Source organism: uncultured Nostoc sp., assembly GCF_937863485.1.
Classification (GTDB): domain Bacteria; phylum Cyanobacteriota; class Cyanobacteriia; order Cyanobacteriales; family Nostocaceae; genus Nostoc.
This window is the reverse complement of sequence record NZ_CALMFY010000163.1, coordinates 1-13158: the sequence shown is the minus strand read 5'-3', so window position 1 is coordinate 13158 and position 13158 is coordinate 1. Positions and strand designations below refer to the sequence as shown.

The window sequence follows — 13158 nt, the reverse complement described above, 5'->3', positions numbered from 1 at the left end:
AATTTTAGCGATCGCACCTTTTTCACCCAACCTCACAAAATCGCGTTGCTCCCTTCTAATCAAAGCTTGTTGGATTTGAGATCGCGGAATATTTCGGCACGTAATAGTTAATGCTAGCAGGCGTCTACTTCATGACCATACAGCAGATAATACATGTTCAAAACAGGTCTTTATCGGCAGTCCCACTTTATCTACTACTTCCGTAATGCATCATTAGCATCACTTTTTCTATCGTTACACAAGCATCACTCTTTAATGCTAAACTGTTTTTTGCGTGTTAACAACAACACGGACAACAAAACCATCTGATAGAATGTGCATAAGCAATTGTAAATGTATATGCAGCACTGGTGACAGTTTGCCATTTCTTCCTTTCGGCTAGCTTCTAACACTCGTTATATGACAACGGCTCACAAACTAACGTATCTGCCTACACTGACACATTGGCTTGCAGATACAGTCACTAGATCGGATGATAAAAAGTACCATCACCGTCGTTTGGAAGAAGACCTGGCTTTCCGTGCCGACATAATCAAAGAACTTCAGATTTTAATGCATGATGTACATGAGGATGCACGAATGCGTTATCGCAATGCATTCGACATAACTCAATCGTTAGACCCGCTTGAGGAGGAAGTAACTCCCGGCATTGATACCTCAATTATTGATGATTTCCCTCGGTATTTGGAACTTACCACATTAAAGGGCTACTTTGGGGAGGTTATGGCAGCGATCATTGCAGAAAACCTTAACCCACTCGATGAGGAGTGGCACGTTCCTGCATTCCCTTTCCGGTTTCATCAGTCGGCTTATCATGCGATGGAGCACGTGCGGCAGGAAGGGGGTCAAGCACCTACCATTATTGGACGTTTTGGTGATGATATGTTGGCATTTCAACGCAATAGCCAGGGACATATTACCCGTGCCTTGCTTTGCGAAGCGAAGTGTTCAGCATCTCACAAACCAGACCTAATTGCCGAGGCGCATATAAAAGCCAGGGATAAAAAATTGACTCCGGTTGATTGCTTTCAGCTAGCGGAACTCCTTAAAGAACGTGCTGCCACCAACCCAGAAGCAGCAAAGTGGTGGCAGGCTATAAAGACTTTATGGCTAAGTCCCCATCCCTCATACGAGCGGTGCGATCTAGTTAACTATGTTTTTGGGCTACCCCCAGTCAGGGCAACGACTATAGTAATACCTACAACAACACCTCATACAAATTACACGGCTGGACGCCGACTGGAAGCGGTTGAAATTCATCTGTATGATATTGATGGACTAGTTGAGGAGGCATACAAAGCAATCATTCAACCTATATTCTGTGCCCTTACTCCAGAGGACCTCTCTCATCTTTGGACAAAGGTTGTATCGTGTATTTCTACGACCAAACAGTCACTCTTCCAGAAGAATTGCTCTCTGTTGGCATTTAACGAACAAATAGCTGTCGTCGGTGTTTGTTCCTTATCAGTGTTTAGAAATATACAACACAACAAAAAATACCTCCAAGCTGCATTTATAAAGTCTGGTCAAGTTGTTGTAGATCAATCAACAAAAGGAATTAAGATAAAACTCAAAGTGGCGAACTTTGCCTAATAGTAGGCTTTTACCGATCAACGTTTGTTAGCCAGTAACTGGAAGGTTAAGATGGTACAGCCAAGTGCAGAAAACGTCGCTTTAGCATCAGAATTAGCTGAGTTACTGGCTGGCAGTGGGCTACTTCCTATTTATGCCAGGCTTTATAGCCATCACACAAAGCTACGGGAGAACCAGTCGGGTGGTTTAATGAGCTGGAGCGAGACAGAGGCAAGAATGCGTCTCGATGATGTTATGCGCTTACTTGAAGCTGCGTCAGTTCAGAGACAAACTGAGAACCCTCAGTGGCAGCAAACTGTACGGCGAGCCGGAGAAATTTTAGAGTGGCTTCCCAGCACAGATTTCAATAGCGAAGAAATATCGACTCGTTTACTAGCCGCGGCCTGCTATCAGTTGGCCAGCTACCCAGCAAGGGCGCTAGGGCTATTAAGAATAGAAGTAGAGAGTCAGGGAAACGAATCAAGAGTTCTTACTTCTTTGCTTAAAGCTGATTTTGTTGGGCTTTTTCAAAGATTGAACGATTATTGGTCGCAAACTCTGACAAATGTACAAAGCACTCACGGAACTAACAATTCATCTATTGAATATACGACACATGAAGCCATCGTTAAGGAAACAATCAGCGCTTTGGGGCTATTGTGTGGCGTAATGCGCTGGGGATACGATCCTCGCATTCAGAAGGCGCTCGATAAGCTTACTGCTGTTAGCAAAGTCGTCCTTCATGGGAAAAATCCCTATTCTTGGGTTTTGTCAAAATTGTGCGCGGAGGTTGCTGCTACCTATGTCGAGAATAACATGCGGCAGCACCTCGAAGTTCTTCTTCAAGGTGTCAGTCAATCTGGGCGAGACGTTTTTGAGCGCTACTTGCGTCAGGGATTTCAGTCAGGGCGCTCTATCGCCTGGCCGTCTCAGATTCGTGGCATTGGCGAACTGATCGGACGCCAATCCTTTGCACTTTGCACACCAACAGGCTCCGGGAAGACCACAGTTGCAGAACTAGCAATTTTGCAAAGTCTGTTCTTAATTGGTGACGAATCAGATCAACGTTCCTCATCGGCTCCCCTCGTCATTTATTTAGTTCCTTCCCGTGCCTTAGCAACAGAAGTAGAGGGAAGATTAGCCCGAGTTCTGCGTCAAACATCTACGGGCAATCAACATGTAACTGTGACTGGTTTATATGGAGGTACAGATTGGGGACCAACGGATGCCTGGCTAACCGCTGATGAGAGAACCGTTCTGATCTGCACTTATGAGAAAGCAGAAGCATTAATGAAATTTCTCGGTAGCTTTTTCCTTCCAAGAACCTCTTTAATTGTTGTGGATGAAGCTCACACTGTTCAATTCAACGGGGCGAAGAGCTCGTTGCAAAAATCTGAGAACAGAGCGCTCCGCCTTGAATCACTAGGTGCAAGGTTATTTAGTTATCTGCATGAGTATCGCTGCCGTATCGTTGCTCTCTCAGCTGTTGCTGCAGAAGCAGAGGGCGCATTAGCCCGATGGATCAGTCATAATAGCGATGCGGTGCCCGTTAAGACACTTTACAAAAGCACTAGACAGCTTGTCGGACGTTTAGAATGTATGCCAGCACGCGGGTTTGAAATCCGTTACGATCTACTTGATAATGCACCTCTGGAATTCAGATCGGAGGGAGGCGGCGACAGCCCTTACGTTCCAAATCCATTCCGAGCTTATCCTCAAGTTCCAAGCCGTGCTCAGAATGGTTTTGTACCTTGGGTTCGCCCTTATCTGTTTTGGGCTGCCATGCATCTTGCAGCACCCGATGATAAGGGGCAGCAAAGGGCTGTTCTCATTTCTATTAGTGAAAAAATCAGCGATTATGCCAAGGATTTCTTGGGTATTCTGAATAGTGCTTGGTCTACGGTTCAGCTTCCAAATTTTTTCCGCGAACCGTCTGATCCCATTAAACAGGAGATATGGCAGAGGTGCTTACAATCATGTGCGGACTATTACACAACGAGTTCACGCGAATACAAGCTATTAACGAAAGGAATTGTGGTGCATCACGGCAGAATGCCGGGATTAATGGCGCGTCTTCTCGTTGATGTCATTGATGAAAAGATCATTAACTTAGTAATGGCAACATCTACTCTTTCCGAAGGGGTGAATTTGCCATTCGAGACGGTCTTAATTCCAAGTCTTCAACGTTGGGATGTAATTCAAAACAGCCAAGTCAATTTGAGCTCCAGCGAGTTTAATAACTTAGCTGGTAGGGCCGGTAGGCCAGGATTTGCTACGGAAGGACGTACCTTGGTGCTGCTTCCTGAGCAACCGAGAGATAGGGCGGAAAGAAGCATTCGTGAACACTACGTTTCTCTTGTTAATAGTGTACAGAATCAACGGGTCAATACAAATAATGGTGCGGTTAGTCCGCTGGCAGAATTAATTAACCATTTGCGGGCGCAATGGAGCAGCCTGGTACCAAATGGCAACGATACGGAGTTTCTACGATGGTTGGAAGAAACAGCCCCAATCAACATAGAGCCCGACAGCGAGTCCGAAGAAAATGCAATAGAAAGCCTTGACGCTTTGGATAATGTTTTGTTGGCTGCGATCGTAGAAATTGAACAAATGTCTGCGCGTGAGATGGAACCCAATGAGTTGGAAGAAAAATTACGCAGAATTTGGCGACAAACCTACGCGTACTATGCAAGCCAGCGCCAAGCCGAATTACAGGAGTTGTTTGTTCGTCGTGGCAAGGCACTAAAAATATCTATTTATACAAACTATACTGAGCGCAGACAATTGTATAAGACCAGCTTACCCCCTCGCTCAGGAATTCAGCTTCTAAGACACTACAGGACGATTAGAGACCACCTTGAAACAGGTGGGAACTATTTATCTCGCCAGGAGGCAGACAAATTTGCCTATATTCGAGATACTGCTCAACACCTTAGTCAAGTGAGGCATTTTCGCCTCAATAACGTGAAGGGAAGAGGGAGAGGAGCGGAAACAAGTTGGGAGGTTATCCTTTGCTGGTGGCTTTGCCACCAACGAGCAGATCGACAGCCAAAGGAGACACAAATATCTGATTGGCATAAAAACACGAATGATAATTTCTATTATCGGTTCAATTGGGGACTGGGCAGTATTCTGGCTCTGGCGATCGATGAAGCTTTTGGGGAAGGAGCCTTAGAACCAACATCGTTGGAAAACTGGCCACGTATTGGTTTACCTTGGATTGTCTTTTGGATGAAAGAATTAATTGCATGGGGAACGCTAGATCCAGTTGCTGCATACCTGTTAGCCAGAGTTGATAGAGTTATAACTAGAACTCAAGCTGAAGGGGAGCAACGCGATTTTGTGAGGTGCTGCAACCTGGGACGTATATAGCTTGTTTCGGGATGCGATCGCAACTAAAAAACCAAGTTTTGTTGAGAATATAGAGGTATAATTGAGAACTAAACCCCGATCTCACTTTTTCGCGTTGCTCCCAGCTGAAGAACTGTCACAGGGATACTATAACTCTACTGCTGCTTTGGAACCAAACGATCAACTCAATCCATCAACCATAAGAGACTGGGTGCAGCAGGCGTTTCCACCAATTGAGCAACCAAGAATTCACCTTATACCAAACAGACAAATGTCTGTCGAACTGTTACGGGATTTCAGTCGTGCCTCGAAGCACACGTGGCGCGTCATTCCCGTAGAAGTCGGTAATGAAATACGGTGGATTGACCCAGCAGGATTTCCACTCGCCTCCTGTCAAAGACCTGAAAATTGGCAGTCAGAATTCTTGCACAAATTTGACTTTGAACTTAATTCAAATGAGCACGTCATCACCTCAAATCCTTATCTGTGAAAATTTTCTTTAAGCTGTACGCTCAATTCTTTGCAAACGTGGGCAGAGTAATAATTTCGTCATCCTCTTGCCCCTCAAGGAATTCTCGCATTGCACGACGAATAAGCCAGGGGTTCAGCCGGGCGACCGAAAGAGGGGTTCAGCAGGGATACGCGTAAAACAGGACACGTTGTAAAGAAATGTTGCAGAGCATGTTTTATTGATTTACCAACTTGCCCATAAATGATATCGGGGCAATCAAAATTTGGCACGCAAAAATCAACTCTTCACCCCAATAGTCCCTCAAGCTTGCCCATAAACAATCATTTTTGGGAATGTTTCAACTGGAGGAGTCAAGTAAAGTTTGGTATTGAAACAACCGTATATCAAGGTTTTTGCTTTCTTGATTTTACAAAACTTTACAACGTGTCTCGTTTTGCAGATATCCTGGCTGAACCCCTGCTTGGTGTAGCCTTATGGTTGACACCAGTATATTAATAGTATTATCATGTCAACTGGCAAGCGCAGTGAAAATAAAATTAAAGTAAAAATGAATATCACAGTAGATGTAACACCCATCGCTGCGTTTAGGTGGAATGAAGAAAATGCCCAAAAACTCAGGGAGCTTAGAGAGAAAGCTGGATATAGTAGACAAAAGCTATCTGATGCTGTGGGAGTTTCTGTGGCTTATATTCAGCAGCTAGAGACTCCTCACGTCTTTATTAACAAACCAAAAAAGCCAACTCAGATGACTGTTAGTACAGAAATTCTAGAGAAACTTTGTGCTGCTTTAGATGGGGATATCACTTCACTTATTTGGAACATAGATTACAACAGTTAAGAGAATTATTTACTACGCCTACCAGGAAAATATAGTTGATAACAACTGGTGAGCGTAGTAATATAGCAATCATAAGAGAGGAGACGAGCGCGATGCCTCTTTTGAAAAATAAAGAAGCGCTCAAAATTCAACCCTTACAAATCGAGTTAACAATACGAAACTACAATAACCAGCCGCCGCCGGGACTAGCAGCCGGAAGCCAAAAACTTGTAATGGTCAAGCCGCCGCGAGATGATTCCGATGACCTACCACGTCTAAAAACTGGTTGTAAAAACTTCAATCTTTCTAGAATCAAGGCGAGCGCACTCTGGCATTGCCCCTCAAGCAATCGTGTACAAGCGTATGCGATTGCTTGAGGGGCAATGCCCAAGAATTGCGATCGCCGTTTCACAGTAAACAGTTGTAATCAGGATGCAATCTTGTCTACAGCTATATGCTGTAATTTTGCTTGGATGTTTGGGAGGATATGAAACCAGAAACAAGGGATGCACTACTGCAAGCTTACTTTGGACTGCAACGAGTAGTATTTGACTTGTATGCAGCCTCAGAAGCAGCTTTTGAAAATGATGACCTCAACGATGCTAGTTTCCTGGGGAGCAGGGCAGATAAACTATATGAAGAGGTAGAAAACCTGGACGTTCTGCTTATCGAAATGGAGGGAGAATGAAAGACTTAAAAGCTAGAGCCAAAGAACTAGCTCATCAAGCCGCAGATTATAGTAGGCAAGCTGTACAAGTGTCGCCAAAAGACCGAGAACAAGGCAGAACTCTAATGCGGCAAGCCAGAGATGCCAGTAGACGCTGCCAAGTGCTGATTCAGGAAATACTTCGCCAGCAAAGCTAAACCACCATCCCGCCACCTCATAAACATAAAGCGTTGTGTTTGAGGGGGCGCTTTTACTTTCAAGTGAGTAATCTAATCTCACGGCTGCACACAGCGTACCGCTCCCTAAGTGGACTTACAATACTGGCTGCTTTTAAGGGCAGCTATGAATCGTGTTGTTTATCCCCTAAATTTACTAAGACAGCAAAATCTAAGTAACATCATCAGTTATATTGTTGCTCTCCAGTGATATGGGAATTGATTCTGTAACTGTTGAGTGAGCTTATCCTTAATAATCTGACAAATGATGAATTAGAGCGATTGCATTAAGAAACGCGATCGCCTTTGTTTTATCCATAACAATAGTAGTTGCTATAAACTCTTATATCAACTACTATGGTTAGTGAAAATAGTCAAAATATTGAAGTAAATCTTGTGCTAATTCCAATTGACGAAGTGCAAACAGTTCGTTGGAACGCCAAAAAAGCTGCTGTATTAAAAGAGAAAAAAGAGAATTCTGGGTTGTCTTTCAAAAAAATTGAAACTTTGACAGAACAGCTAGGAAATAGATGTAGCGATGCTTTCATCATTCGATTGGTTAATGATGACTTTGATGGCGTATCCGTGAAACAGTTAGAAGCGTTGTGTAAAGCAATTGGTGCAGAAATGAAAGATTTTATTCCGCAAATAGAACTAAAAATCTCTCAAGTATCCATTGACAGTACTAACAATAGTTAGTAAAATAACAATATAACAGAGGAAACAAACGCCAGGCTCCCAGCTAAATAAAGCGGCGCTCAACACTGAACCTTGAAAAAAGTGAACAGAAAATAAAGCCCCCAGGTAGCGGAAGCAGCGGATAGTCAAGGCTGGTGAAGTAAGGTAAGGGCTGAGTGGGTTCCAAATAAAAAGTTGCTACAGCAACACGAAAGTCGCTTTGAAGTTCGCTGCCGACTACCGCCCGATCAAGAGATATGCTGCTGTAGCAAGCTCCAGTCACTGGCTAGGAGCAAGAAAATATTAGGCTTCGCCAATTCTAGAGTGAGAGTGTTGTGGCTTGCCATAACATCAATTAGTACACAAATCAAAAGGCAATCGCTGCTGTCTGGAAAACTGTGCGATCGCCTATAATCCATAAGGAATCTTAAAATTATGCCACAAGTTGCAACAACTGTAACCCCTTGCGTCAAAACAGTTGAAGAATTGAGAGTAATCGAAATCAGCTTCTACGACCACGAATATTATGCTGGTAGACAGCTGATAGCCACTATTATTCATGATGATGATTTAACACAACCTTGGGTAGTAATGGTGAACGATAAAGAAGTCCATCGTGCTGCTACCCTAATGCTTTGCCATCGCTATATCTGCTTGCAGTATAAGCAAGAAACTCTGCCAGTACAGGAAGAAACCCCAGTCGCTACAACGGGGAACGAGGTTATGTGCGAAATAGCCGCCCAGTGTGAGCAGTTCGGATTTGAATTGTTAGACGACGGCATCTATAAGGATGAACAAAAACTCGGTTCTATCGGTTGCACTGATGGTTGTTGGTGGGTTATTCGGGCAACTTCAGTGCATCAGCAAAAAGTCCCGTGTGATTCTGCCCTTGATGCGGTGTGGGTATTGTCGATGGTAGAACTGACGCAACCATCTCGTGAGGAACTACTGGATAAGCCGTTCAAGCAATTAACAGCTGATGTTGTTCTCTTACGACTCAGATGATCCCCTTGATTGCGGCGTAAGTGAAATAGCAGGTGTGACCGAAATCTTCATCGGTCGCGCCTGTTGGATTCAAGAAGTCTACGGCTTCGCCAATGCGAAAGTGAAATGTGTTGGTATTGAATAATGAACCCTCAAGAAAATGCTGAATTACTTGCTGCCTTGATGCGCCAAGAGGAACTACTCAAGCAGTTAATCGCTTCAATCAATAAACCCAAACTGGGATTGCATTCTGATGCTGGCAGTTGCAAAATCTACTGCAATCGTCACAATGGTTCACTGTGGTATACCCTAAACAGCAGTGAAGCAAATGCGATTACCCAAACTGCCTTAACTGGATATCTAAAAGAACTCAAATTTGAGAAGTGTGAACGCAGAGGTAAAGAAGTTTACAAGTTGCTGATTACTATTCTTGCAGACAGACCCTATATATTAGAAAGTGGGCATGATACTCACTTTGCTAAATCTGTATTAGCTGCGATCGCAACTCTTACTCCACAACAACTATATTCTCCCATCACACTACAGCCTACTCCGGGAACGACAGATGAAAACGTGTTGTTCTGTCGGGTATGGGTAGAGTCAGAATTAGTCATGGCATCCTACAACGAGGAGACGAACTGGCGCGAGATCAGTAAACAAGCAATTGCTGTAACAAAAGCTGCTCTTTAAATGGTGTTTTAGATAGTTGTAAACAGGGCTTGGTCAATTGTTATCAAACATTGCTCAAGTCTTATCTACATCTGACATAGTGCTGTGAAAAACCCTCAAACTTTTCGTAATTATGAATAAACAAATCGTAAATATCCGTCTGCAAAACCTAAATACTGGTGAAGTGATACAGACACAAAGGGATGAATCTTGTGTCTGGTTATCTTTAGTGAGTAACAAATGGATGACCGAGTGTGAACTCCAACGTAATGGATGGTATGAAATATGACGGCATTAGAAAAAGCATTGGCTCTTGATAAACAAACATCTGCAAGTGTGCATGAAAATTTAGATCAAATTTTCGGTGCGCTAGTAGATTTCCGAGAACGCAACCCACAAACTTTCAAGCTCCTGTGCGCTAACAGTGGAGATTTAACGCTTGCTGATGCAATTCAAGCACTGGCACAAACATTAGAAGTATTAGAATTAGGGTAACAAAAATGCAACCAACAATCACTCTACCAATCGGCTATGGACTACCAAAGTTTCACGTAGGGCAACGTACAAAACAGGGGAAAATAATCGGTATTGAGGTACTACCGCATGATAGTTTGCTAGCCGAAAGTTGTAGTCATGGCTACCGCTATCTTGTTATGGTTTCTCGCTATACCAAAGAAGTTAAATATCTGGAATCAGACCAGATTACACTGCTTTCACCGTTAGAAGTAGAAGCTGAGATTCTAGAAGAGGTGGATTACTATTTAACTCAGCTTGTATTACTGCAATCAGAATTGAAAGCTGACCTCAAGATTCAGACTCCATTCGGTCAAGTTAACCCACCGATTTCAACAACTAAACGTACAAATGGTAGTGGTTCTAGATTGTCTAAAGTAAAGAAACAAGAAGTGGCTGCTTGACGAAAGAAGAATCAGATTATGCGTGAAAAACTCTACAGTCAGATTTAATTAGTCTGACTGTAGAGAAAAATCGATTCCACGATAAATTATGGCACACTTCACTGCTAATAAGATGGAATTAAATTTGATTAAGATTTACGATACAACGCTCTTAAGCTCATCAAAAGTTTACCAAATTAACGGTACACTTTCTCGATATTTGGGTGATGAGGGTACTATACAACATCCACAGTATGTATTTTTACCTCTGCCAAATCAAAGAAAAAAAGCCAGCTTTCAACTAAATCGAAACAAACTTATGACTCGCTGTTATGAAGTCGAAGGTATGGTTTATCAAAAGCCTGTGGTACAGGATAATTCGCAGCAACTTCAGCTATTTTGAGCCATGTCCATACATAAACCACCAGTCATCAAAAGACACATTAAGTTACAAAAAAGCTCTAAAAAAGTAATCTATAGGGCTACTAAAGACATTCAAATAGTCACAAAGAAAGCTTCGCTTAATCGAGAGTGAAAATAATAATTGAAGTGAATAATCATGGTACAAGCAATTGACAACCCTATCGTTGCAAATTTCCTAACTGATGCAGTAGTCGAGCGCCACAATTTCTCGCAATTAAATAAAACCCGTATTCGCTTCCGTATCCAGCTAAAGAAAAGTACAAAGTCTGCCGCACCTAAATGGGCGGATGTGCTAAAAGCTGAGGTTTCTGAAATTGAATCAGACCTCGTTAAAGTCACAAATTCCGAAGTCGGTTTGCGGGGTATCAAGGTATTCAAAAAGCTAGATGAGGCTGCTGCCCAATTGCGTCAAGAGATTGCTTCAGTTCAAGAATGGATGTCTGCTGATACTGGTGATTGGGTTTGTCCGATTGATTTGGCTCCACTTGTGTGGAATCAGTTAATCAATATCAGAGATAATACCGCCCCTGGTTTACGCAATCAATTAAAAGCTGATTACGAAGCTGGGTTACTTGATTATCAAGAGCGGATTGATCAGTTCCTCTCGCTTAACACCTGGGAATTAGCACAGGATAAGCAAGAGTCAGTCAAAGCTAACTTGTTAAGAGCATTCCCGACTCTGACCGATCTTGAAGACTATTTGCAAGTCGTTATTGGTCGCCCAGTGATTATTCCTGCTCTCTCTGAACAACTCAATCAGCAGCAAGCCGAGTGTCTTGACCAGATTACCAAGTTCATCCAACAGTATGACCAAAATCTGGAGCAACGATTAAGGGAATCTGCTTTAGCTGGTGGTGAACAACTCGCCGCGCAGTTGCTTGAAGAGTTGGCCGATTGGGAACCAGGGAGGAAACCCATACAGTTTAAAAGGAAAATGGAACGTCATCTGATGAAGGTTCAAGTGCTACTGGCAAACGCTTCACCGGAGGCTGGCAGCAGCTTGGAGGCGATGATGGCGCATTTAGATTCTATCGTTAACGATCCGGCGATTGAGTCAAAAAATCTTGGCAGTGATACGCGCAGTCAACTACAGCAAAAGATAGATTCTATCCGCACCAAGTTGCTGGATGAACAACGCAATCTACAATCACTTGCGACTGACGACGTGGGCTTATCGAAAGCTACGGTCATGTCGTTCAAGTTCAGGTAAAAAACAGTCTTGGGTGGGTGCATTCGCTCAAGACTCGACCAACGTATTCGTATGCAGTTTCCAGAATAACTCAAAAAGGATATCGCACTCCTATCTCAAACCAATTTGAAAGCCTTGGAGCTAAAAATGTCGCATTTCTCAACAGTTAAAACCAAGCTTGCTAACCGTGAATGTCTAGTACAAGCTTTACAGGATTTGAAACTGAATCCGCAAGTTCATGAAACAGCACAATCACTAAAAGGATACTACGGTGGCTCTCAAGGACAGAGCGCTGAAATTATCGTATCTGGTCGCACCATAAAAGCTCGTGCAGACATCGGATTCAAGTGGAATCAGTCAAGTGGCGTGTACGAGGTAATATACGACAGTTACGAGACAGTTCCAAAGTTGGGGCAAGACTTTTTCAGCAATAAACTAATGCTGGCTTATGGACACCGGATGGTTCGTGCTAAAGCTGCCGAGTTACAAGAAAAATTTGGTGAATGCGCGATTAGTGAAGAAACCAATGGAACTGTGCAAATTCTACGGCTGACTTTTGCTGGACATCAAGAAGTTAAACAATTTGTACGGAGATAAACATGGAACGTTCAGTTTTGATTCATTTCGACAATGCTACAGGTGAAGTTCGAGTGGAAGCGAAGGGATTCGAGGGTTTGAATTGTTTATTGGCTACGCAACCATTTGAAGAAGCACTTGGAGTTGTGGGCGATCGCACTTACAAGGATGAAGCTCAAACCCAACAACTTCGGACTACGAACAGTAATCAAACACGTTTGCGTCAGTAATCAGTCATCGGTTACCAGTCTTGACTCGGCTGATAACTGATGATCATAAAGGCTTCGCCATTTCACAAATGAAGTAGTTGAAATAATTGATATGAAACTCTCAAATCTGCTCTCTACGCTCGATTCACAAATACCCATCGCGGCGCTTGATGTGCTGTCGCCTGATGAAGCGACTATCATTCAGTGGTTGACAACCGAAGCTAAAGAAAAACTCAACAGTCCAGTTTTCTTTTGGAACCTGGGGGTATCCAGCCTGGAGCAATGCCTGATTGCACCGGATGGTGGACTGGTGTTTAAGCCAGTGCCAGAGTACAAAAGACCACCCCACGCTGATCCAATACTCTTCGTTTTCGACTACATCAATAACGGGAGCAACGCGATTTTGTGAGGTTGGGTGAAAAAGGTGCGATCGCTAAAAT

At 43.3% G+C, this 13158-nt stretch carries 17 protein-coding genes and 1 pseudogene; all 18 read left to right on the top strand.

From position 1 onward, the window contains the following. The first annotated feature begins 399 nt into the window (after positions 1–399). Entirely contained in the window at positions 400–1593 is a 1194-nt protein-coding gene (locus Q0541_RS21225; protein ID WP_298914813.1) for a hypothetical protein, read from the top strand. A 51-nt stretch (positions 1594–1644) separates the two neighbouring features. Next, positions 1645–4944, top strand: a complete 3300-nt coding sequence (locus Q0541_RS21220; RefSeq protein WP_298914810.1) for a DEAD/DEAH box helicase — start codon at positions 1645–1647, stop codon at positions 4942–4944. Positions 4945–5005: 61 nt separating this feature from the next. Next, the gene (locus Q0541_RS21215) at positions 5006–5413 is read left to right on the top strand and encodes a hypothetical protein (protein ID WP_298914807.1); all 408 of its coding nucleotides are present in this window, start codon (positions 5006–5008) and stop codon (positions 5411–5413) included. Between the two features lie 487 nt (positions 5414–5900). Then, positions 5901–6233 (top strand): helix-turn-helix transcriptional regulator, encoded by a 333-nt coding sequence (locus Q0541_RS21210; RefSeq protein WP_298914804.1) that lies wholly within the window; start codon positions 5901–5903, stop codon positions 6231–6233. 92 nt (positions 6234–6325) lie between these two features. Further along, complete coding sequence (locus Q0541_RS21205) at positions 6326–6589, top strand: hypothetical protein (protein ID WP_298914800.1); 264 nt, start codon at positions 6326–6328, stop codon at positions 6587–6589. Between the two features lie 110 nt (positions 6590–6699). Then, on the top strand, positions 6700–6900 hold the full coding sequence (locus tag Q0541_RS21200; protein WP_298914797.1) for a hypothetical protein: 201 nt from the start codon (positions 6700–6702) through the stop codon (positions 6898–6900). After that, entirely contained in the window at positions 6897–7076 is a 180-nt protein-coding gene (locus Q0541_RS21195) for a hypothetical protein (protein ID WP_229454534.1), read from the top strand. Before Q0541_RS21200 ends, Q0541_RS21195 begins: the two co-directional genes overlap by 4 nt. 375 nt (positions 7077–7451) lie before the next feature. Further along, on the top strand, positions 7452–7793 hold the full coding sequence (locus Q0541_RS21190) for a hypothetical protein (RefSeq protein WP_298914787.1): 342 nt from the start codon (positions 7452–7454) through the stop codon (positions 7791–7793). A gap of 414 nt (positions 7794–8207) precedes the next feature. Then, positions 8208–8777, top strand: a complete 570-nt coding sequence (locus Q0541_RS21185) for a hypothetical protein (protein ID WP_298914784.1) — start codon at positions 8208–8210, stop codon at positions 8775–8777. A 123-nt stretch (positions 8778–8900) separates the two neighbouring features. Next, positions 8901–9446, top strand: a complete 546-nt coding sequence (locus Q0541_RS21180; protein ID WP_298914779.1) for a hypothetical protein — start codon at positions 8901–8903, stop codon at positions 9444–9446. Positions 9447–9558: 112 nt separating this feature from the next. Next, on the top strand, positions 9559–9714 hold the full coding sequence (locus Q0541_RS21175) for a hypothetical protein (protein WP_298914777.1): 156 nt from the start codon (positions 9559–9561) through the stop codon (positions 9712–9714). Beyond that, positions 9711–9920 carry a hypothetical protein gene (locus Q0541_RS21170; RefSeq protein ID WP_298914774.1) on the top strand — a complete coding sequence of 70 codons (210 nt, stop codon included), beginning with the start codon at positions 9711–9713 and terminating at the stop codon, positions 9918–9920. The genes Q0541_RS21175 and Q0541_RS21170 overlap by 4 nt, the downstream gene beginning before the upstream one ends. 5 nt (positions 9921–9925) lie before the next feature. Beyond that, on the top strand, positions 9926–10342 hold the full coding sequence (locus tag Q0541_RS21165; RefSeq protein ID WP_298914771.1) for a hypothetical protein: 417 nt from the start codon (positions 9926–9928) through the stop codon (positions 10340–10342). A gap of 112 nt (positions 10343–10454) precedes the next feature. Further along, complete coding sequence (locus Q0541_RS21160) at positions 10455–10724, top strand: hypothetical protein (protein WP_298914816.1); 270 nt, start codon at positions 10455–10457, stop codon at positions 10722–10724. 156 nt (positions 10725–10880) lie between these two features. Then, a complete protein-coding gene (locus Q0541_RS21155; RefSeq protein ID WP_298914769.1) occupies positions 10881–11954 on the top strand; it encodes a hypothetical protein in 1074 nt (357 codons plus the stop codon). 126 nt (positions 11955–12080) lie between these two features. Next, positions 12081–12530: a DUF1257 domain-containing protein gene (locus Q0541_RS21150; RefSeq protein WP_298914766.1), complete on the top strand. Its 450-nt coding sequence runs from the start codon at positions 12081–12083 to the stop codon at positions 12528–12530. Between the two features lie 2 nt (positions 12531–12532). After that, positions 12533–12739 (top strand): DUF2997 domain-containing protein, encoded by a 207-nt coding sequence (locus Q0541_RS21145; protein ID WP_298914763.1) that lies wholly within the window; start codon positions 12533–12535, stop codon positions 12737–12739. A 91-nt stretch (positions 12740–12830) separates the two neighbouring features. Further along, positions 12831–13106 (top strand): annotated as a pseudogene (locus Q0541_RS21140) (hypothetical protein); the annotation flags it as partial. Between the last annotated feature and the right edge of the window lie 52 nt (positions 13107–13158).

Excerpts from the sequence above, each read along its gene's own strand:
- Q0541_RS21190 (WP_298914787.1), top strand. The coding sequence starts at position 7,452 with ATGGTTAGTGAAAATAGTCAAAATATTGAAGTAAATCTTGTGCTAATT.
- Q0541_RS21175 (WP_298914777.1), top strand. The coding sequence starts at position 9,559 with ATGAATAAACAAATCGTAAATATCCGTCTGCAAAACCTAAATACTGGT.
- Q0541_RS21195 (WP_229454534.1), top strand. The coding sequence starts at position 6,897 with ATGAAAGACTTAAAAGCTAGAGCCAAAGAACTAGCTCATCAAGCCGCA.
- Q0541_RS21150 (WP_298914766.1), top strand. The coding sequence starts at position 12,081 with ATGTCGCATTTCTCAACAGTTAAAACCAAGCTTGCTAACCGTGAATGT.
- Q0541_RS21160 (WP_298914816.1), top strand. The coding sequence starts at position 10,455 with ATGGAATTAAATTTGATTAAGATTTACGATACAACGCTCTTAAGCTCA.
- Q0541_RS21225 (WP_298914813.1), top strand. The coding sequence starts at position 400 with ATGACAACGGCTCACAAACTAACGTATCTGCCTACACTGACACATTGG.
- Q0541_RS21170 (WP_298914774.1), top strand. The coding sequence starts at position 9,711 with ATGACGGCATTAGAAAAAGCATTGGCTCTTGATAAACAAACATCTGCA.
- Q0541_RS21205 (WP_298914800.1), top strand. The coding sequence starts at position 6,326 with ATGCCTCTTTTGAAAAATAAAGAAGCGCTCAAAATTCAACCCTTACAA.
- Q0541_RS21210 (WP_298914804.1), top strand. The coding sequence starts at position 5,901 with ATGTCAACTGGCAAGCGCAGTGAAAATAAAATTAAAGTAAAAATGAAT.
- Q0541_RS21180 (WP_298914779.1), top strand. The coding sequence starts at position 8,901 with ATGAACCCTCAAGAAAATGCTGAATTACTTGCTGCCTTGATGCGCCAA.
- Q0541_RS21200 (WP_298914797.1), top strand. The coding sequence starts at position 6,700 with ATGAAACCAGAAACAAGGGATGCACTACTGCAAGCTTACTTTGGACTG.
- Q0541_RS21220 (WP_298914810.1), top strand. The coding sequence starts at position 1,645 with ATGGTACAGCCAAGTGCAGAAAACGTCGCTTTAGCATCAGAATTAGCT.
- Q0541_RS21165 (WP_298914771.1), top strand. The coding sequence starts at position 9,926 with ATGCAACCAACAATCACTCTACCAATCGGCTATGGACTACCAAAGTTT.
- Q0541_RS21155 (WP_298914769.1), top strand. The coding sequence starts at position 10,881 with ATGGTACAAGCAATTGACAACCCTATCGTTGCAAATTTCCTAACTGAT.
- Q0541_RS21145 (WP_298914763.1), top strand. The coding sequence starts at position 12,533 with ATGGAACGTTCAGTTTTGATTCATTTCGACAATGCTACAGGTGAAGTT.
- Q0541_RS21185 (WP_298914784.1), top strand. The coding sequence starts at position 8,208 with ATGCCACAAGTTGCAACAACTGTAACCCCTTGCGTCAAAACAGTTGAA.